Origin of the sequence: Candidatus Sodalis pierantonius str. SOPE (assembly GCF_000517405.1) — a bacterium.
Classification (GTDB): domain Bacteria; phylum Pseudomonadota; class Gammaproteobacteria; order Enterobacterales; family Enterobacteriaceae; genus Sodalis_C; species Sodalis_C pierantonii.
The window spans coordinates 252,618-272,091 of record NZ_CP006568.1 but is presented as its reverse complement, the minus strand read 5'-3'; the positions used below and the strand labels follow the sequence as shown (position 1 = coordinate 272,091).

Genomic DNA, 19,474 nt, shown 5'->3' with positions numbered 1-19,474 from the left:
GCCTCCTTAGTGACAGCTTTCGCCGCCGGCGGGCTGGCAACAGGGTGAGGATTCCGCCGCGGACAGCCCCGGCTGGAAACGATCCCGACAGCGGTAGAGGCAGGCAATCAAAAGACCGTTGACCACGATAACCGCCGCTATCGCCGTCGCGCTGTAAAGCGGATGCTGCATGAAAGTGGCCGCCTGATAGAACAGCGTTGCCAGCGAATAAGCCACATTAACGCCCCATAGTGCCGACAGTAGCATCCAACCACGGCTGCTTTCGCGGGTAATGGCGCCGAGGACCGAAATACAGGGCACATACAATAGAACGAAGATCAGATAACTGTAAGCGGCGGTGGCGCTGCCAAATTTGCTGCTCATCATTCCCATGGCGCCGCCGCTCATCTCGCCGTCGCCTTTGCTGGCTTCGATAGGGTTGGCAAGAACGCTGAAGCTGAAGACATCCTGTAGACCCTGCCAGGTTTCCGTCATGGCGTCGGACAACTCATCCAACAAATCGAACGCGTCCGGCTCAAACGGGGTACGGGTGATCTGTTCGGCGGTATACAGCGTGTTCAGCGTCCCCACCACGACCTCTTTGGCCATCGCGCCGCTAATCAGCCCGACCGTGGCCTGCCAATTATCCTCATGGACGCCCATCGGCTTGAGCAGAGGGGTCAGGGTTTTACTCACCGCTGCCAGCGCGGAGTGGTTGACGCTGTCCGCCGCTTCGCCGTGCAGCGTGAAGCTGTTAAGCGCGCCGATGAGCATGCTGGCCAGGACGATGACCTTACCGGCCCGAAGCACGAAGCCTTTCAGCCGCTGCCAGGTTTGCAGCAGCAGGCTTTTGATGTGCGGCACGTGGTACACCGGCAGCTCCATGATGAACGGAATCGCTTCGCCGCTCATGAGCGTATATTTCAGCATCAATCCGGTAAGGATCGCGACCACAATTCCCAGCAGATATAGCGAAAATACCAACGTTGCGCCGTACTGGCCGAAAAAAGTTGCGGCGAAGACGGCGAAAATCGCCAACCGCGCGCCGCAGGACATGAAGGGCGCCATCATGATGGTCATCAGGCGCTCGCGCGGCGCGTTGAGCGTGCGAGCGCCCATTACCGACGGCACATTGCAGCCGAAACCGACAATCAGCGGCACGAACGACTTGCCCGGCAGGCCGAGGAACTGCATCAGCCGGTCGATGACGAACGCGGCGCGCGCCATATAGCCGGAATCTTCCAAAAACGACAGGCACAAATACATTATGCCGATTTGCGGAATAAGCGGCAGCACGGTATTGATCCCGCCGCCCACGCCCTGGGCCAGCAGCAGCGTTAACCACTGCGGCGCGTGCAGCTGATAGCCCAGCCACTGGGTGCCGTCGATGAACAACGCGGCGGATCCGCCCTCAAACAGCGGCTGCAGAGCGCCGCCGAGGTTGATGGCGAGGATGAACATAAGATACATCACCATAAAAAACAGCGGCACGCCAAGCCAGCGGTTAAGCAGCACGGCGTCAAGACGCGCGGTCAAGCAGTTGGTCTGCGTCAAATGACCGTTACTGACGGCCTGACAGAGGGCGATGATGGTGGCGTAGCGGGCATCGGCGATCGCCAGCGCCGCATCCTGCTGCAGGCCCGCGCGCAGGCTTTCCAGCCGTTGGGGCGAGGTCAGCAACTCACGGCTGTGAATGTCCCCTTCCAGCATATGCAGCGCCAGCCAGCGCCGCTGGCGTGGCGAATACGCGTGAGGGGTGAATGGCTGTAGCTGTTCTACCGCCTGGCGGACGGCGGGCGGATAGTCGACCGTGAGGGACGGTGCCGCCGGTAGCGGGCCGTCCAGCCGCGCCTTCAAGGTTTCAATGCCCTCAGCACGGGTGGATACCAGCGGGATCACCGGACAGCCGAGCCGTCGCTCCAGTGCCGGAATATCGATGTTAATGCCCTGACTGCAGGCGATATCCAGCATGTTCAGCGCCACGATGCAGGGAATACCCAGCTCCAGTAACTGTAGCGTCAGATAAAGATTACGCTCCAGATTGGCGGCGTCGACCACGTTGATAAGCACATCGGCCTGCCGTTCGAGGATATACCGGCAGGCGATTTGCTCGTCCAGCGAGGATTGCTGCGACAGCGTGGTCAGAGAGTAAGCGCCCGGCAGATCGACCAGCGTAATATGCTGCGCGGCAGTGGTGAAACAGCCTTCTTTACGTTCCACCGTAACGCCGGCCCAGTTACCGACCCGCTGGCGGGCGCCGGTCAACTGGTTGAACAGGGTGGTTTTGCCGGCGTTGGGATTACCGATCAAGGCCACAGTGCGTGTAGTGATCATGAATAAAACCTGTAAGCAGTGACAAATACAAACGGATTACCCCGGGCGCACGGCGCGTTCGGAGCAGGGCGGGTCAATGGTCGGTACGGCTCAATAGCAGCAATGACAGATCTTTTTTTCGCAATACCAGCTGTACCCGCCGCACCTCGATTTGCACGGGATCGCCCAGCGGGGCGACGCGCACCACCTGGAACGAACTGCCGGGCAACATGCCAAGAGACAGCATTTTTTGCCGAAAGGCGGGAGGGATCTCTTTGGCATAGCCGGTAATTTTATAATGGTACTGCAATTGCAATTGCAGTTGCATAGTGACCTTCTTGATGGTGACCGAAAGCACGGCGGAAACGGTAAATACCCCGGCGTCCCGGGGTATGATTGCGCAGTGTTAATTATTGCAAATGGTAAAAGTAATAGTTATCAATAACAAAAATTTTATCACCTTATCACCCGTGCTAAATAAAACAAACCATCAACCAAATTCTTTTTTTCAGCGGCAATCGCAAAAATCTATTCCCTGCGGTTTGATGCAATGCACTGTATTTACAGTATTTAAGTTTTTTAAGCGTCTCGAAGATTCCGGGCGATGGAGTGGGGGTCGTCTATTTTTATTAGCCATGGCGCACGGCGGAAAATGAAAATAACCCTGTGCCAATAGGCAGTAAATATTAAATAAGAGTCAAAATAGTGTAATTAAAATATTATGTTAATTATTAAAAATTGATGCAATTATCGCCCGCATCAGGAATAGTGAATATAGAAATAATTAAATATTAATTTATTTATCAGCCCTCCATTCTTTGGCCGTGGTAAACATCAATGTGAGCCTAACCGCACCGGTGCAGCCGATGCCAAAAAAAAGCCGCACGAAGACCCCTCACCCTGGACGTTAGGGGGACGGCGGACAGGACCAGCGCTGCGTGCGCCACCCGCAGTTAAGGCGCGCTGACCCGCGAGAGGCGCTAAATGGCAGGGGACAGGGGGCGCCGCCCAGGCAGGGCGCGGGCCCGTATCCACAGGGCGTTTAGCGCCGATCTACCGGCGCACAGGGATAATGGGGCCCGTCTCTACGGCCCCGCCGTTTTTAACGCCGTTTGCCCAGCGCGGCCGCCCGCGGCATTACCGGATTGGCGGCCGCCGCCGCGAGCGGGGGGACGAGACGCCGTTGCGCCGTTGTCCCGCCGGCGTTCACCCATATCCCGGCGCGCCGGCGCCTCCCCCGGCCGTTCGTCGAGCCGCATGGTCAAGGCGATGCGTTTGCGCGCCATATCGACGTCCATGACTTTCACTTTGACAATATCGCCGGCTTTCACCACCTTGTGCGGATCGTCGATGAACCGATCGGACAGAGAGGAGATATGCACCAACCCGTCCTGATGTACGCCGATATCCACGAATGCGCCAAAGTTGGTCACGTTGGTCACCGTACCCTCGAGCACCATACCCTGCGAGAGATCCTGGAGCGTTTCCACGCCGTCGGCGAAAGTGGCGGTTTTGAACTCGGGCCGCGGGTCGCGTCCCGGCTTTTCCAACTCTTTGATGATATCGGTGACGGTGGGCAAACCGACGCGCTCATCGGTAAAATGGGACGGACTCAGGCCGCGCAGCGTAGACGGATCGCCCATCAAATCGCTTAACGATTTCTCCGTGGCCTGTAAAATCCGCTCTACCACCGGATAACTCTCTGGATGCACGGTAGAGGCGTCAAGCGGGTTGTCGCCGTGATTGATGCGCAGGAAGCCGGCGCATTGCACAAAGGCCTTGGGGCCTAAGCGGGGGACTTTCAGCAGCTGTTGACGGTTGCGGAAACGGCCGTTCTCATCGCGCCAGTTGACAATATTCTGCGCCATCATACGCGTCAGGCCGGCGACGCGAATCAGCAGTGGCACCGAGGCGGTATTCAAGTCGACGCCGACGGCGTTGACGCAGTCCTCCACCACCGTATCCAGTTTTTTCGCCAGTTGGCTTTGGCTGACATCGTGCTGATACTGGCCGACACCGATGGACTTCGGATCTATTTTGACCAGCTCCGCCAGCGGATCCTGCAGTCTGCGGGCGATGGAGACCGCACCGCGCAGCGAGACATCCAAATCGGGGAATTCCTGCGCCGCCAACTCCGAGGCGGAATAGACCGACGCGCCGGCCTCGCTGACAATTACCTTTTGCCCTTTCACGTCTGGATAGCGCTTTTGGACCTCGGCATAAAAGCGCTCGGTTTCTAGCGATGCGGTGCCGTTGCCGATGGCGACCAGCTCGACATGATGTTTCAGACACAGCGCCGCGACCGCCGCCGCGGCTTTATCGGCCTGGCCGGTATGCGGATAGAGGATATCCGTCGCCACCAGTTTGCCCGTGGCGTCGACGACCGCGACCTTAACGCCGGTGCGCAGACCCGGATCCAGTCCCATGGTGGCGCGCAATCCCGCCGGCGCCGCCATTAATAAATCATGCATGTTGCGGGCGAAGACTTGGATCGCTTCCTCCTCGGCCTTTTCACGCATGTTGCCCATCAATTCGGTTTCTAGGTGCATCAGAATTTTGATGCGCCAGGTCCAACTGATGACCGACTTGCGCCAGCCGTCGGCCGGCGCCTGGTTGAAGCGCACCTGCAAATGATCGGCAATCATTTCCTCGCAGTAGCTGGCGCGCGGCGGCTCATCCGTGTGCGGATCGGCGTTCAACGCCAGTTGCAGCACGCCTTCGTTGCGTCCGCGCAACATGGCCAGCGCACGGTGGGACGGCACCTGGGACAGCGGTTCGTGGTGGTCGAAATAGTCGCGGAATTTGGCGCCGTCTTCTTCTTTGCCGGGGACGACCCGCGACACCAGATGGGCGTTTTTCCACAAATAGGCGCGAATTTTCGCCAGCAAGGCGGCATCTTCGGCAAAGCGCTCCATCAGGATATAGCGCGCGCCGTCAAGGGCCGCTTTGACGTCGGCCACGCCGGCGTCGGGGTTCACAAATTCGGCCGCCGCGCTCTCGGGATCCATGGACGCGTCCTGCCAGAGCCTATCCGCCAGCGGCGCCAGCCCAGCCTCAATGGCTATCTGGCTGCGGGTGCGGCGTTTGGGCTTATAGGGTAGGTAGAGATCTTCGAGCTCGGTTTTGCTCAAGGTCCCCTGGATTGCCGCGGCCAGCGCCTCGGTCAGTTTGCCCTGTTCGTCGATGGATTTCAGAATACTCTGACGTCGCTCGTCCAGCTCGCGCAGGTAACCCAGGCGCGTTTCCAGCGTACGCAACTGCGTATCGTCCAGGCCGCCGGTGACTTCTTTACGATAGCGGGCGATAAAAGGCACGGTGTTGCCTTCATCCAGCAGCCGCACCGCGGCGTCCACCTGCTCCGCCCGGGCTTTCAGCTCGCCGGCGATAAGATGGTTCAATGACTCTTTATTCATGCGTTACAGTTCATTTTGTCATAAGGATTGCTTGGGCCTGCACAGTTATACGGTTTGCGGCGGCAAAATGCCAGCCGCCTGGGTTCGTTAACCGCCGGCGTCGCTATGGTATATTGCCGTTATTGGCGATGTATTGCGACGATAGGTGACGATGAAGAGCAACCTTATTACCCGTCAGGGCTACCGGGAATTACACGATGAGCTGGACCACCTGTGGAAACGCTACCGGCCGGAAATTACCGAAAAGGTGGCCTGGGCCGCCAGCCTCGGGGATCGCAGTGAAAATGCGGATTATCATTATAACAAGAAGATCCTGCGCGAGATTGATCGGCGGGTGCGCTATCTGCGCCGCGTGCTGAAAGAGGCGCGGGTGGTGGACTATTCCCCGCAGCAGGAGGGGCGGGTGTTTTTTGGCGCCTGGGTGGAGGTGGAAAGCCCGGAGGGGGAAACAAAACGCTTTCGTATCGCCGGTCCCGATGAAATCTACAAACATAAGGACTACATTTCCATCGACTCGCCTATGGCGCGCGCTTTAATAAAAAAGGCGGTGGATGACGAGGCGGAAGTCATGACCCCTGGCGGGCGCCGCACCTAGTATATCACCGATATCGCCTACCGCGAATAATGCTCACGGCACGGTGACGCCGCCGTTAAACTGAGCACGGACGTGGACGTTAATTATTATTCGCGACGGCACGACAGATGTTATTATCGGGTCGATCAGGTGCGGAAAGTGTTGATAACTACGCATCTTCATATGCTTTGTAACAATTTCGCTTAGAATGGTCACCTGAAATCGCTGTCAGTGATCCACCGGTTTTTGAACAATATCCTTTACGGGCGTTTCGCCTTTGGAAGAGAGACAATGCAAGATAATTACAAAATCCTGGTAGTGGATGACGATATGCGCCTGCGGGCGCTCCTTGAGCGGTATTTGACCGAACAGGGCTTTCAGGTACGCAGCGTCGCCAACGCTGAGCAGATGGATCGTCTGCTGACGCGGGAATCTTTCCATTTAATGGTGCTGGATCTGATGCTACCGGGTGAAGATGGCCTGTCTATCTGCCGCCGGCTGCGCAGCCAGAGCAACCCGATGCCTATCATTATGGTTACCGCCAAAGGGGAAGAAGTGGACCGGATCGTTGGCCTGGAAATCGGCGCCGATGACTATATTCCCAAGCCCTTCAACCCGCGCGAGCTGCTGGCCCGCATTCGCGCGGTACTGCGCCGGCAGGCCAACGAGCTGCCGGGCGCGCCGTCGCAGGAAGAGGCGATTATCGCTTTTGGCAAATTCAAGCTTAACCTCGGTACGCGCGAGATGTTCCGCGAAGATGAGCCGATGCCGCTGACCAGCGGTGAATTCGCGGTGCTCAAAGCGTTGGTCAGCCATCCGCGCGAACCGTTGTCCCGCGATAAGTTGATGAACCTGGCGCGCGGCCGCGAGTATAGCGCCATGGAGCGCTCCATTGATGTGCAGATTTCCCGTCTGCGGCGCATGGTGGAAGAAGATCCGGCCCATCCGCGCTATATACAGACCGTATGGGGTCTGGGCTATGTCTTTGTGCCGGACGGCAGTAAAGCATGATGCGATGGCGCATCTCTCCGCGCAGTTCCTTCGCCCGCAGTCTGCTGTTAATCGTTACCTTGCTGTTCGTCAGCCTGGTAACGACCTACCTGGTGGTTCTGAATTTCGCTATTCTGCCGAGTCTGCAACAGTTCAATAAGGTTCTGGCTTATGAAGTCAGAATGTTGATGACCGACCGGTTGCAGCTGGAGGACGGTACGTTACTGGAAGTGTCGCCGGCGTTCCGGCGCGAAATTTACCGTGAATTGGGTATCTCGCTGTATACCAATCCGGCCGCGGAAGAGAGCGGTTTGCGCTGGGCGCAGCATTATGAGTTTCTGAGCCAGCAAATGGCGCAGCAGCTGGGCGGCCCGACCGATGTGCGCGTCGAGGTCATCAAAAATTCCCCCGTTGTCTGGCTGAAAACCTGGTTATCGCCGGATATTTGGGTACGCATCCCGCTGACCGAAATCCATCAGGGGGACTTCTCGCCGCTGTTCCGCTACACCCTGGCGATTATGTTATTGGCCATCGGCGGCGCTTGGCTTTTTATTCGTATTCAAAACCGGCCGCTGGTGGATTTGGAACACGCCGCGCTGCAGGTGGGGAAGGGCATTATTCCGCCGCCGCTGCGGGAGTATGGCGCCTCGGAGGTGCGCTCGGTGACCCGGGCTTTCAATCAGATGACCGCCGGCGTCAAGCTGCTGGCGGATGATCGGACTCTGTTGATGGCCGGCGTCAGCCATGATTTACGCACCCCGCTGACCCGCATCCGCCTGGCGACGGAGATGATGAGCGCGGAAGACGGTTACCTCGCCGAGTCGATCAATAAAGATATCGAAGAGTGCAACGCCATTATCGAGCAATTTATCGATTATCTGCGTACCGGCCAGGAGATGCAGACCGAAATGGCAGATCTGAACAGCATCCTGACCGAAGTGGTGGCGGCGGAGAGCGGTTATGAGCGCGTGATTGAAACCGATATCTGCGGCGAGGAGCTGATTGTTAACGTTAACCCGCTGTCCATCAAGCGGGCGGCGCTGAATATGGTGGTGAACGCGGCGCGCTACGGCAACGGCTGGATCAAGGTGAATAGCGGCCGTGACACCAACCGCGTTTGGTTTGAGGTCGAGGATGATGGTCCAGGCATTAAGCCGGATCAGCTACAGTATCTGTTCCAGCCGTTCGTGCGCGGCGACAGCGCGCGCAGCACCAGCGGTACCGGCCTCGGTCTGGCCATTGTGCAGCGCATCATCGATGCCCATGCCGGTAAGCTGGAAATCGGCCGCAGCGCCCGGCAGGGGCTGCGTATCCGCGCCAATTTACCGCTGCCGGTCGCATAAATGGATCAAGGCGCCAGCGTCAGTAAAGCCAAAGCCGCCGGCAAAAGCGCCGACTAAGCGGCGGTATGACGTGATGCTACGGCCAGAAAGCCTCGCCGCATCCAGGCTGACCACCGTAGTGCGGTGCCTTGACGAGGACGGCATCCCGCCCTGGGTGCCGGCGCAGAAAGCGTTAGCGCCGTGGACCCGCGCTCACCAGCGCCGCCCCTGCCGGGGTGTCGGTAAATTTGGCGAAATTATCGATAAAACGCTGGGCCAAATCTTCCGCCTTGGTCCGCCATTCGCCGGCATTGGCGTAAGTAGCGCGCGGGTCGAGGATCGCGCCGTCCACGCCCGGCAGCGCGGTAGGCATCGTAAGATTGAAGATAGGCAGGGTCGCCGTCGGAGCATCGTCAATATCGCCGCGTAAAATGGCGTTGATAATCGCCCGCGTGTCTTTGAGGGAGATCCGTTTACCGCTGCCGTTCCAGCCGGTATTGACCAAAAAGGCGCCGGCGCCGGCGGCGTTCATGCGTTTAGTCAGCACATCGGCGTAGGCGGTGGGATGCAGCGACAAAAATGCCGCGCCAAAGCAGGCGGAGAAGGTGGGCACCGGCGCCACCACGCCCCGCTCGGTCCCCGCCAGTTTGGCGGTGAAGCCGGACAGGAAATGATACTGAGCCTGTTCCATCGACAGGCTGGCGACCGGCGGTAAGACGCAAAAGGCATCCGCCGTCAGGAAAATGACGCGCGTCGCGTGTCCCGCGCGCGACACCGGTTTGACGATATTCTCGATATGATCGATGGGATAAGAAACGCGGGCGTTTTCGGTCTTACTGCCGTCGTCGTAATCCACGCTGCCGTCCGCCCGCACCACCACATTTTCCAGCAGCGCGTTACGGCGAATCGCCTGATAAATCTCCGGCTCGGCCTCGGGGGAAAGGCGGATAGTTTTGGCGTAACAGCCCCCTTCAAAATTGAATACGCCATCGTCGTCCCAGCCGTGTTCATCATCCCCGATCAGACGGCGGCGCGGGTCGGTCGACAGCGTGGTTTTGCCGGTGCCGGAAAGGCCGAAGAACAACGCGACATCCTCATCGGCGCCGACGTTGGCCGAACAGTGCATGGACGCGATCCCCTTTAGCGGCAGCAGGTAGTTCATCACCGAGAACAGCCCTTTTTTCATTTCGCCGCCGTACCAGGTGCCGCCGATAAGCTGGATGCCTTCCGTGAGATTGAAAGCGACAAAGTTTTCTGAATGCAGGCCCTGTTCGCGCCAGTCGGAGTTGGTGCATTTGGCGCCGTTAAGCACCACAAAATCCGGTTCAAAGCCGCGCAGCTCCTCGTCGCTTGGCCGGATGAACATATTTTTGACGAAGTGCGCCTGCCAGGCTACCTCTGTGATAAAACGCACCTTAAGTCGGCTATCCTCATTGGCACCGCAGAAAGCATCAATGACAAACAGGCGCTTGCCGCTAAGTTGCTGGCCGACCCGCTTTTTAAGGTGATCCCAGGTCTGCTGGTCAAGGGGATGATTGTCATTGGCGCCTTTGCCCTGATCGGACCACCACAGGGTGTCGCGGGTCTTAGCGTCACGCACCAGATACTTATCGAACGGCGAGCGACCGGTGAAAATCCCGGTATCCACCGCCACCGCGCCCGATCGGGTAAGGGTTCCGCGTTCAAACCCGCTGAGAGCGGGGTCGGTTTCTTCTGCAAACAGTTGGTTGTAGTCTGGGTTGTACATCAGTTCGCGGCAGCCCGTTATTCCATAACTGAGCCATTGCTGCGGGGTAATCCTCTCACTTACCATGTTACTGCTCCTTAGTTCAATAAGTATCGTTAGCGATTGTAGGGGTTAGCGGTGGGCGCGCCGAGAGATAAATCAAGGATTGACCTGACCGGGCAGGTTTTAAGTTATTTTGTGAATGGGCGCACGGAAAATAAGTTATTACCTTAACATATGCCGCCGAAGAGGCAATCGTCCGGCGGGGTAATAGGTTAAATCCTAGGCCTGTGGCGCGCGACCTTCCGCCGCCTGCCGCTGTAGGGCCGCGATGGCGTCGGCGTCAAAACGGTAATGGCTGCCGCAAAAATCGCAATGCATATCCACTTCGCCGTCCTGCTCGAGCATGTCGTTCAACTCCTGTTCGCCCAGGGTAATCAGCGCGTCGGCGCAGCGCTGGCGGGAGCAGGTACAGAGGAATTGCACCGATTGCGGCGGGTAGACCGTCACCTCATCTTGATGATAGAGGCGGTATAAAACGTCGTTGGCCGGCAAAGCGAACAATTCGTTGCCCTTCACTGTTGCGGTGAGCTGCGTCAAATGGTCGAAATCATCGGCGCGGGTATCCTGGCCGGGCAATACTTGCAGCAGCAGGCCGGCGGCGGCCACCTGGCCCTGATGCTCGCCGGTGCGGATAAACAGTCGCGTCGGCAACTGCTCCGATTGCAGGAAGTAGTTTTCCAGACAGGCCGCCAGATGAGGACCTTCCAGACCGACCACCCCCTGATACCGCTCGCCCTCGGCGGGCGTCAGCGTGATGACCAGATAGCCATTGCCCACCATTTGCGCCAGGGTGGCGTCAGCGGCGATTTCGCCGTCGACACGCGCCAGCCCGCGCATATTCTGCCGATCGTCGCCGTTAATCACCGCCAGATGCAACGGGCCGTCCCCCTGCAATTGGACGGTGATTTCGCCGGTAAACTTCAGCGTGGCGGTAAGCAGGCTGGTTGCCACCAGAAGTTCCCCTAACAGCGTTTTCACCGCCGGCGGGTAGTTGTGTTGGCCCAGCACCTGCCGGTAGGTTTCCTGTAATGACACCAGTTCACCCCTGACGGAATATTTTTCAAAAAGATAACGGTGCAGCTGGTCTTGATGGGTCATTATGGTCTCTTATGCCTGCGGCGCCGGGCGGGTTATTGCGCCTCACCCGGTTCGCCATATTTAAATTTAATCAGATTGCGGCGTTCTTTTTTATCCGGGCGCCTGTCCGGATGGGGCATCGTAAGGGCATTTTGCTTGCGCGCTTCGGCCATTTTCTCCCGCTTGGCGATGCTGGCATCGGTCTCCTGATACAGCTGCTGCGCATCGCTGGCCGGGCGGTGCTGATTGCTAATGGCGCGCACGCTCACCTGATGTTCGTCATTGCCTTGACGCAGCGTGATCTCCGCGCCCAGCTCCATCGTTTTGCCCGGTTTACTGCGTTGTCCATTGTAATGAACTTTGCCCCCTTCAATCATTTCGCGGGCCAGCGCGCGGGTTTTATAAAAACGCGCCGCCCACAGCCACTTATCCAGCCGCACGGCCGGAATCTCGTCGTTAACGTCTTTGGGTTTCATTTCACCTCCTGGGTGTCAGGCGCCATGCCGGCCAGCGCGGGCAGCAGCGCGCGGTAATCGCTCAGCGCCGGATACCGCCGGAACGTCTGGGGCGCCAGCCCGGAATCGGGATTGCTGACGCCGAGACAATAGCGGATACCAAAGCGGCTGGCCGCGTCGAGGATCGGCTCACTGTCGTCGATAAACAGCGTCCGCGCCGGATCAAAACCGGTATGCTCGCGGACGCGCCGCCACAATTGCTGATCTTCCTTGGGATAACCAAATATATGGGTGGAAAATAATAAATCAAGGTGCTGGCCTAAACCGGTGTGGCGCATTTTACCGCCAGGCCATCGGGATGCGCATTGGTCAGCAGGATAGAGCGACGGCCGCGCTGGCGCAACGCGGCCAGCAGCGGCAGCGTGTCGTCGCGCAGCCGCACGGTATGGCCAAGCTCGGCGGTCATGGCGGCGATATCCAGCGCCAGCCGCTGACGCCGATAATCAAAGCAGTACCAATTCAATGTATGGCGCACGCTGTGATACTCCAGATCTATCAGCGCGCCGGCCTCGGCCGGGGCGATGCCGCGTTGCCGGCTGAGGGCCGCCGGTACGCGAGACTGCCAGAAGTCGCTATCGAAGGCTAAATCCAGCAGCGTCCCGTCCATATCAAGAATGACGGTATCAATATGGCGCCAGTCGATTGCTGCGGACATGTGGACTCCAGGACGTAAGCGGAATAAGGGAACAGGGCCGTGGCCTAACGGCGAACGGTCAAATCAGTTTTCAGGATAGCATACTTGCCGCCTGAGCGGGGGCCGCAATGGGCGGCAGTCAGCTCCGCCAGACGCGGTTGCCGCCCGAGGACACCGCCTCGTGGTTAAAGCAGCCATCATAATAGCGCTGGATATCCCGCGCCCTGCGTCGTCCGTTGTGCAGGCGGCGTATCAGCAAAATGGTGTTAAACGCGGCGACCGTCAGCAGCAGCAACAGCGTGGCGCCCACGTTACGCCACAGGGAGACTCTTTCGGGCTCGCTGTGCAGCGCGATGTGGCGGGTGCCGTTGGCGTCGACGGTGATATTGGTGATAACGCCCTCGGCGTTAAACGGCGTGTGCAGCAACTGGCTAGACAACCGTTGCAGCTCATGCCATTGCGCCAGGCCGGCATAATCATTGAAGTTCGCGCCGGGGGGAGGGGTCTCCACCAGCTGTTTATCTTCGTCGCTGCGGATCAAAAAACCGCCCGGCGGCGGGCTGTTGAGCGCGTTAGTGGCGTTACGCGTTTCGCTGGTAAAAATAGTAGGCGGCGGCGTTGACCAGCCCTTCCAGCGTATCGACGCTTACGGGACGCAGCAGAACATTAATGCCTTTCAATGAACCCGCGCGGGCGCGTTTGACGATCGTCGGCCAGTCGCGCCCGTTGGCCAAATTCACCAGCGCCGCCTGCAATCTTTGACAAGGGGCGGCGTCATCCTGACATAACGCCTGGGTCTTCAGCACGATGTCGCTGAAATCATCAAGCAGTATCATGCCGGATTTTTGAATGGCGGAGGCCAGCCCCGGCGTGATTTTATTTTCGTTGTCCTGGACCGGATTCGCCGAATAGCCCCCAACGCCGTGGGATCCCGCGCAGGCAGTGGATATCCTGGCGGTTGCGCGGCGGCGGCGGGCGAAACCGCAGCCACGCGGCCAGCGCGGCGGGCAACCCGGCCAGCGTCGCCAGCCAGGCCTAGGCCACGATGGGCGCCAGCAGGCTCAGCAGTATCAACAGCAGCGCCGTGCTGCAAAACAACGCTTCGCCCGGAAGGACGACTGATGGCCCGCTCCTGCGGCGTTTCCTTGCGCACTTTGAGCAACTCTACCTGCTCATTGCCCTGCTCGCGCATCGAGGAATTGGGTACCGTCGCGCGCGCCGGCGCCATCGCGGACGGCGCGTAATTCACCAGCGAATGGCCGTTGAGGGAGATCACCAACGGCATGCTGTCGGTCCGTATCAGCTCAACATGGTTCTCTTCGGCGATGAATTGTTCCCATTGCGCCGGCAAATGAATTTCGATGTTGTCGAGATAGTAACGCCATTTATGCGGCGCATCGGTCGCCAGGCCATAACGGGTGATGGCGTGGGTAACGGAATAGACATTATCGCTGCGCGGCGTCAGCGGAGCGCCCGCCAGCGGCTGGCTATGATGTAAGTAATGCTCGATGGCCGCGCGCTCTTTCGCCGTCAGCTTGCGCGGAAAGGGCTGAATGAACGACAGACGTTTGACGGAGACAGGGCGGGCACGCCGGCGATAATAGCGCCAGCCGACAACCAAAACCATCGCACAGGCAAGCACGCCAGCCAATACAAACACGATTGCGCTCATGCTAACCCCACCCACAACCTCATAAATACCACACCAAAATTAACTGTCGTTGCAAGGACTCACGCCGGTGCTGCTGCTCAAATGGGCCTGCGGCGGGCGCAAGGAGTCATCGGCGTAAAACAGGCATAGTAACCGATGCTAGGGGGAGGGTAACAAGCCCACTGTCGCGGATATATCAGCATTTTCCTATTTTATTCGCCGTTTGCCAGATTTGTGCGCCACCGTTTTGACGGCGTGAGAAAGGTGTTCGCGCAGACAGGTTGCGGCCTGGTCCCTTATTAACGCACAATGTTGACCAACCCGATGGCCGGGCGTCCCCTGGTCCTCCTGTGCGCAATCTGCGGGAACGATATGGATAAGAATCTGCAAAAACCCAAAATACATCGCGTGGCGACCGTTGCCCAGTCCCGCCTGTTCACCGTTGAATCCGTCGATCTGGAGTTCAGCAATGGCGCGCGGCGGGTGTATGAGCGCATGAAGCCTTCCCATCGCGAGGCGGTGATGATCGTGCCGGTGCTGGATGACCATCTGTTGCTGATCCGCGAGTACGGCGCCGGCATTGAGGATTACGAGCTGGGTTTTCCAAAAGGGCTTATCGACCCCGGCGAAGGGGTGATGGAGGCGGCCAATCGCGAACTGATGGAGGAAGCGGGCTTTGGCGGGCGCGCCTTTACCTTTTTGCGTCGCCTGAGTATGGCGCCGTCTTATTTCTCCAGCAAAATGCATATTGTGGTAGCACAGGATCTCTATCCCCAGCGGCTACAGGGGGACGAGCCGGAGCCGCTGCCGCTGGTGCGATGGCCGATAAGCCGTATGCTGGCGTTGCTGGATGAACCTGATTTTTGCGAAGCGCGCGATGTGAGCGCGCTGTTTCTCGCCCATGCCTGGCTCAATCAGGCGCCGCGGTCAAAATAATCCCTCCCTGGCGCCCTCTGACGCCGTGGTCAAAATAGACCCTGCCCGGCGCATCAAACGTCGAGGCGAACAGAGCCCATTCCCGACGCAATCCGGCGTCGCGGGGAATACCTTGGCCGGGCCTAAATACCTTCGCCCGGCGTGGCGCTCAATCAAAACAGCTCTTGCTGCTGACCGTTGTCCATCAGTGTTGTACCGACTTCATGCACGACCCGCTCTTTCGGCTGGGTGCCGTCGGTAAAGTATTCTGGCCGGCTGTTGCCGCCGCCGTCGGACAACTTACCGCTGCTCTTATCGATAGTGACGGTAACAATGCCCGGGGGAGGATCTTGTTTCTCTTCGGGAATGCCCTCCAGCGCTATCTTCATATAATCATCCCAGATAGGCTGGGCGCTTTTGGCGCCGCCCTCGGCGCCGGAAATCAGATCGCTGATGGCGCCTGACGCCGTGGTTTTGTCCAAATTGCGGCGATGATCGTCGAAGCCTATCCAGACGGTGGTGACAGTATCGGGGCCGTAGCCGGAGAACCAGGCGTCTTTGGAGTCGTTGGTGGTCCCGGTTTTGCCGCCAATATCATGGCGCTTCAAATCGCGGGCGGCACGCCAGCCGGTGCCCATCCAGCCGGGTTTGCCGAAGATGTTGCTGTTGAGGGCGTCGCGCATCAAAAACGACAGCGGCGTGCTAATAACGAGGGGGGCATACAGCTGCACCCCGTCCGCTGCCGCCTGCGCCGGCGAAACCCGTTCCAGCCGCGGCATCGGCACCGTACCGTTAGCGTCGGACTGGCGTGAGACGGCCACATTTTCCATACTGTCGTCCGACAATACCGCCGATTTCGGCGTATCGCCGTAGATAACCGGCAAATCGCAGCTGGCGCACATTACCTTCGGTTTGGCGGTAAACAGCACCTGATCATTCTCATCGGTGATTTTAGTGATGAGGTAAGGGTCGACCAGATAACCGCCGTTGGCCAACACCGTATAGCCCCGCACCAGCTGTAGTGGAGTAAAGGACGCGGATCCCAGCGCCAGCGATTCAGTGTGGACGATATTCTGCGCCGGGAAGCCGAAACGCTGCAGGTATTCCGCGGCATAATCGACCCCCATGGCGCGGACCATTACCACGTTTTTCGACTGTCCCAGCCCCTGGCGCAGCCGAATCGGGCCGGCATCCCAGCGGGAAATAGGCACATCGTTGAGAATGGTCGCCAGGGTCAACCCTTTATCCAGCGCGGCGGTATACAAGAAGGGCTTGATATTGGAACCCACCTGGCGCAGAGCCTGGGTGATACGGTTGAATTTGCTTTGATTGAAGTCGAAACCGCCGACCAGCGCTTTGACCGAGCCGTCCTGCGGATCCAGCGACACTAGGGCTGAATTAACGTCCGGCACCTGGGCGAGCCACCAGCCATCGTCCATTTGGCGCACCCAAATCTGTTGCCCCGCCTGCACCACGTCCGTCGCCTTTTTCGGCGTCGGGCCCTGCTGCGTGTCGCTTCTGAACGGCCGCGCCCAGCGCATACCCGCCAGCGACAGCGACACGTTGCTGCCGTCGGCCATCATCGCTACCGCACCGTCGACGCTGGTCTCGGTCACGACCGCCGCATGCAGCGGACCGTAGACGGGCAGGGTCTTCAGCCTATCGCGGATATGCTGCGCGTCCCAGGGCGACTCGCCGACTTTCCAAAGTATGCTGCTCGGACCGCGGTAGCCGTGGCACATATCGTAGGCCAGAACGTTGTTGCGTACCACGGTCTGCGCCGCCTGCTGTAGCGGCTTGGTGATAGTGGTATACACCTTGAAGCCGTCGGTATAGGCATTATCTCCATAGCGTTTGAGCATATCCTGGCGCACCATTTCCGACACATAGGGTGCGGAAAAATCGATTTCCGGCGCGTGGTAATGGGCCACCAGCGCCGCGTCGCGCGCCTGCTCGTATTCGGCCTGGGTAATGTAGTTTTCATCGCGCATGCGCGCCAGGACGGTATTGCGCCGCGCCAGCGCCCGTTCGGGGGAGTAAAGCGGATTGAAGGTGGAGGGGGCTTTCGGCAAACCGGCAATCATGGCCATCTCGCTTAGCGTGAGCTGGCTGACGTCCTTGCCGAAATAGACCTGCGCCGCCGCGCCCACGCCGTAAGCGCGGTACCCCAAGTAAATTTTATTCAGATAAAGTTCAAGGATTTCATCTTTGCTGAGCAACTGCTCGATCCGTACCGCCAGAAACGCTTCTTTGATTTTACGAATAAGCGTCCGTTCCGGGCTCAGGAAGAAGTTGCGGGCCAGCTGCTGAGTAATGGTACACGCGCCCTGCGAGGTGTGGCCGGAGAGCAGGGCAATGGAGGCCGCGCGCAAAATGCCTACCGGATGCCACACCGTGATGCTCGTAGAACCGGCTGTCTTCCGTGGCGACGAAGGCATGCACCAATTCCGGTGGCATTTGATCGAGCCTGAGCGGGATGCGGCGTTTCTCACCGTATTGGGCAATAAGTTTGCCGTCCGCCGAGAAGACCTGTATTGGCGTTTGCAGGCGGATGTCTTTCAGCGTTGCCACATCGGGCAATTGGGGAGCGATATAGCGGTACATGCCATATATCGAGGCGGCTCCCAACAAAATGCAACACACTGCAAAGATAAATAAATATTTTACGAACTTCACCTGAGAATTCCCATTTTTTGTCATTTGGGCAGTTTATAAACAACCGCGAGCTAGTATAAAGGTTAGCCTTGCTATTGGATACGTAATTTAAGTGACCAGCCTCAGGGAAGGGGGGAATCATGGCGTTTGACCGCTGGCGGATAGGCATGGATATCGAGCCGGACGTGCTGCGCGCGCTGGCTTTGTCGCGCGAACGCACGCAATGGTGCTGCCGCGGCTGGTGGCAATTTCCCTTACCAATGGGGCGGGACGCGCAGGGCGATCCCTGCCCTGTGGCGGCCACGGTGGATGCGCTGCGCCGCCAGCTTCCCCGGCGCCTTTCGGTCCGGCTTTGCCTGACGGGACTGCCCGTCACGCTGACGCGCCTGCGCCTTGAACCCCGCTTTGCCGCTGGTGCATCGGTGTGCCAGTGGCGCTTATCACGTCGCGCCGCTGGATTTCGCCTTTGACGTCGGGGCGGTGGCGGCCTGCCACTACACCTGTATCGGGCCCGGTCCGGTACCGGAGGGCCTGGCGCTGGCGCCGGATGAACGCCTATGGAGCAGGTGAACCTGTGGCCCTGGCGGCAGGCCCGTCTTCGGCGACGCGTTCGCTGCCTGCTGCTGTTGACTCTGGTGCCACTATTACTGGCGTCGGCGCTTATCGCCACGCCTGCGGTCTATTGGCGCCATCAGCGCTTAACGCTGGAAACCCGTCTGGCTGAAACGCATCCGTCCCCTGAGGCGGCGCAGGCGGAACCGACAGCCCGCGCCGCCGCGCTGTCGGCAAGCGCGGCGCGAACGACGCAGCGCCAACGCCGGCTGGCGATCGCCAATCAGCGTTATGTGCACCTGTTTCGGCAGCTACCGGCGCTGTTGCCGCCGCAGCTGTGGCTTACCGAGATTGAGCAGCGCGGCGACCGGCTTTATATCAGCGGTTGCAGCGAGGGTTATCCGCCGGTGGTTACCCTGCGGCGCCGGCTAATAGATCACGCAACGTTACCCGATTTCCGCTGGCGGGAGGTCAGGCGGCGGGACGCGTTGCGCTGGCAATTTTTCCTTGTAGCGGCCTGGCCGCCGGAGGAGGGGGCATGACTTCGCCGGCCGCGGGAACCGGACGCGATCGGCCGGCGATAAAATGGCTGGCGGGCTACGCGCTGGTGGCGGCCGTCGTTATTTTTGCCAGCGGTTGGCGCAGGACCCTTTATCGCTGTTCATGACTCCGGGGCACGATCTCCCCCCGCCGGGTTACACTGGTGGGCCATGTCCGCGGGGGGCCATGGGGATCGGCCGGGATGGACGGTCGCAGCTACCACGGACTTCGCCGGGTTTGAGCGTTTACTGAGCGCTATTGCGGCGCTTAACGGCTGCATTGGCCTGCAGGCATTATCGTTAAAAGCGACACCCGAAGGACTGATGCTGGATTTCAGAATAACCCGTGCGGACGAATCAACGTCTGCGGTCGCAAAGGAGAACGACGATGGGGAGATGCCGGCTGGGGCATACTAAGACATTCCGGGTGCAGCAGGGAAAGGGGCGGCATGGCGCCCAGGCAGGTTTAGCGCGGGGACTTTGGCTGCTGTTGGTCATCGTCCTGGCCACCCCCGGGGCCGATCCGCCGAGCGTATCAGCGGGCGAGGCCCCGGCG

Annotated in this window: 13 protein-coding genes and 3 pseudogenes; 6 read left to right on the top strand and 10 right to left on the bottom strand. The window is 59.2% G+C overall.

What is annotated here, in order from left to right; all coding sequences use genetic code 11:
* Nucleotides 1-6 precede the first annotated feature (6 nt).
* From feoB to SOPEG_RS01480, 3 genes are all read right to left on the bottom strand, one after another.
* A complete protein-coding gene (gene feoB, locus SOPEG_RS01490) occupies nucleotides 7-2,310 on the bottom strand; it encodes a Fe(2+) transporter permease subunit FeoB (protein WP_025244053.1) in 2,304 nt (767 codons plus the stop codon).
* 76 nt (nucleotides 2,311-2,386) lie between these two features.
* Complete coding sequence (feoA, locus tag SOPEG_RS01485) at nucleotides 2,387-2,620, bottom strand: ferrous iron transporter A (RefSeq protein WP_025244052.1); 234 nt, start codon at nucleotides 2,618-2,620, stop codon at nucleotides 2,387-2,389.
* A gap of 757 nt (nucleotides 2,621-3,377) precedes the next feature.
* On the bottom strand, nucleotides 3,378-5,705 hold the full coding sequence (locus SOPEG_RS01480; protein WP_025244051.1) for a Tex family protein: 2,328 nt from the start codon (nucleotides 5,703-5,705) through the stop codon (nucleotides 3,378-3,380).
* Between the two features lie 151 nt (nucleotides 5,706-5,856).
* Between SOPEG_RS01480 and greB the strand changes: the two genes are divergently transcribed.
* The 3 genes from greB to envZ all read left to right on the top strand — a co-directional run bounded on the left by greB (nucleotide 5,857) and on the right by envZ (nucleotide 8,612).
* The gene (gene greB / locus SOPEG_RS01475; protein ID WP_038468044.1) at nucleotides 5,857-6,300 is read left to right on the top strand and encodes a transcription elongation factor GreB; all 444 of its coding nucleotides are present in this window, start codon (nucleotides 5,857-5,859) and stop codon (nucleotides 6,298-6,300) included.
* A gap of 270 nt (nucleotides 6,301-6,570) precedes the next feature.
* Complete coding sequence (gene ompR, locus SOPEG_RS01470; protein WP_025244050.1) at nucleotides 6,571-7,290, top strand: osmolarity response regulator transcription factor OmpR; 720 nt, start codon at nucleotides 6,571-6,573, stop codon at nucleotides 7,288-7,290.
* Nucleotides 7,287-8,612 (top strand): two-component system sensor histidine kinase EnvZ, encoded by a 1,326-nt coding sequence (gene envZ, locus SOPEG_RS01465; protein WP_038468042.1) that lies wholly within the window; start codon nucleotides 7,287-7,289, stop codon nucleotides 8,610-8,612. Before ompR ends, envZ begins: the two co-directional genes overlap by 4 nt.
* Before the next feature lie 172 nt (nucleotides 8,613-8,784).
* Here the strand turns inward: envZ and pckA are convergent, their stop codons facing one another.
* From pckA to SOPEG_RS30685, 6 genes and pseudogenes are all read right to left on the bottom strand, one after another.
* Entirely contained in the window at nucleotides 8,785-10,404 is a 1,620-nt protein-coding gene (gene pckA, locus SOPEG_RS01460; RefSeq protein ID WP_025244049.1) for a phosphoenolpyruvate carboxykinase (ATP), read from the bottom strand.
* 195 nt (nucleotides 10,405-10,599) lie between these two features.
* On the bottom strand, nucleotides 10,600-11,478 hold the full coding sequence (hslO, locus tag SOPEG_RS01455; protein WP_025244048.1) for an Hsp33 family molecular chaperone HslO: 879 nt from the start codon (nucleotides 11,476-11,478) through the stop codon (nucleotides 10,600-10,602).
* Between the two features lie 32 nt (nucleotides 11,479-11,510).
* Nucleotides 11,511-11,933, bottom strand: a complete 423-nt coding sequence (gene hslR, locus SOPEG_RS01450) for a ribosome-associated heat shock protein Hsp15 (RefSeq protein ID WP_025244047.1) — start codon at nucleotides 11,931-11,933, stop codon at nucleotides 11,511-11,513.
* Nucleotides 11,930-12,627, bottom strand: a pseudogene (yrfG, locus tag SOPEG_RS01445) (GMP/IMP nucleotidase). The gene hslR and the pseudogene yrfG overlap by 4 nt, the downstream one beginning before the upstream one ends.
* Nucleotides 12,628-12,745: 118 nt before the next feature.
* Nucleotides 12,746-13,499: pseudogene (locus tag SOPEG_RS30695) on the bottom strand (IgaA/UmoB family intracellular growth attenuator); the annotation flags it as partial.
* Entirely contained in the window at nucleotides 13,439-14,278 is an 840-nt protein-coding gene (locus SOPEG_RS30685; protein ID WP_025244044.1) for an IgaA/UmoB family intracellular growth attenuator, read from the bottom strand. The pseudogene SOPEG_RS30695 and the gene SOPEG_RS30685, both read right to left, overlap by 61 nt.
* A gap of 351 nt (nucleotides 14,279-14,629) precedes the next feature.
* Here SOPEG_RS30685 and nudE point away from each other — a divergent pair, with 351 nt between their 5' ends.
* Nucleotides 14,630-15,193: an ADP compounds hydrolase NudE gene (gene nudE / locus SOPEG_RS01435; protein WP_025244043.1), complete on the top strand. Its 564-nt coding sequence runs from the start codon at nucleotides 14,630-14,632 to the stop codon at nucleotides 15,191-15,193.
* 152 nt (nucleotides 15,194-15,345) lie between these two features.
* Here nudE and mrcA read toward each other — a convergent pair.
* Nucleotides 15,346-17,848: pseudogene (gene mrcA / locus SOPEG_RS01430) on the bottom strand (peptidoglycan glycosyltransferase/peptidoglycan DD-transpeptidase MrcA).
* A 119-nt stretch (nucleotides 17,849-17,967) separates the two neighbouring features.
* Between mrcA and SOPEG_RS01425 the strand changes: the two are divergent.
* Both SOPEG_RS01425 and SOPEG_RS01420 read left to right on the top strand, forming a co-directional pair.
* Nucleotides 17,968-18,297 carry a type IV pilus biogenesis protein PilM gene (locus SOPEG_RS01425; protein ID WP_025244042.1) on the top strand — a complete coding sequence of 110 codons (330 nt, stop codon included), beginning with the start codon at nucleotides 17,968-17,970 and terminating at the stop codon, nucleotides 18,295-18,297.
* Between the two features lie 87 nt (nucleotides 18,298-18,384).
* The gene (locus SOPEG_RS01420; RefSeq protein ID WP_025244041.1) at nucleotides 18,385-18,921 is read left to right on the top strand and encodes a PilN domain-containing protein; all 537 of its coding nucleotides are present in this window, start codon (nucleotides 18,385-18,387) and stop codon (nucleotides 18,919-18,921) included.
* The last annotated feature ends 553 nt before the right edge of the window (nucleotides 18,922-19,474 follow it).

Excerpts from the sequence above, each read along its gene's own strand:
- feoA (WP_025244052.1), bottom strand. The coding sequence starts at position 2,620 with ATGCAACTGCAATTGCAATTGCAGTACCATTATAAAATTACCGGCTAT.
- SOPEG_RS01480 (WP_025244051.1), bottom strand. The coding sequence starts at position 5,705 with ATGAATAAAGAGTCATTGAACCATCTTATCGCCGGCGAGCTGAAAGCC.
- greB (WP_038468044.1), top strand. The coding sequence starts at position 5,857 with ATGAAGAGCAACCTTATTACCCGTCAGGGCTACCGGGAATTACACGAT.
- ompR (WP_025244050.1), top strand. The coding sequence starts at position 6,571 with ATGCAAGATAATTACAAAATCCTGGTAGTGGATGACGATATGCGCCTG.
- envZ (WP_038468042.1), top strand. The coding sequence starts at position 7,287 with ATGATGCGATGGCGCATCTCTCCGCGCAGTTCCTTCGCCCGCAGTCTG.
- pckA (WP_025244049.1), bottom strand. The coding sequence starts at position 10,404 with ATGGTAAGTGAGAGGATTACCCCGCAGCAATGGCTCAGTTATGGAATA.
- hslO (WP_025244048.1), bottom strand. The coding sequence starts at position 11,478 with ATGACCCATCAAGACCAGCTGCACCGTTATCTTTTTGAAAAATATTCC.
- hslR (WP_025244047.1), bottom strand. The coding sequence starts at position 11,933 with ATGAAACCCAAAGACGTTAACGACGAGATTCCGGCCGTGCGGCTGGAT.
- SOPEG_RS30685 (WP_025244044.1), bottom strand. The coding sequence starts at position 14,278 with ATGAGCGCAATCGTGTTTGTATTGGCTGGCGTGCTTGCCTGTGCGATG.
- nudE (WP_025244043.1), top strand. The coding sequence starts at position 14,630 with ATGGATAAGAATCTGCAAAAACCCAAAATACATCGCGTGGCGACCGTT.
- SOPEG_RS01425 (WP_025244042.1), top strand. The coding sequence starts at position 17,968 with ATGGCGTTTGACCGCTGGCGGATAGGCATGGATATCGAGCCGGACGTG.
- SOPEG_RS01420 (WP_025244041.1), top strand. The coding sequence starts at position 18,385 with ATGGAGCAGGTGAACCTGTGGCCCTGGCGGCAGGCCCGTCTTCGGCGA.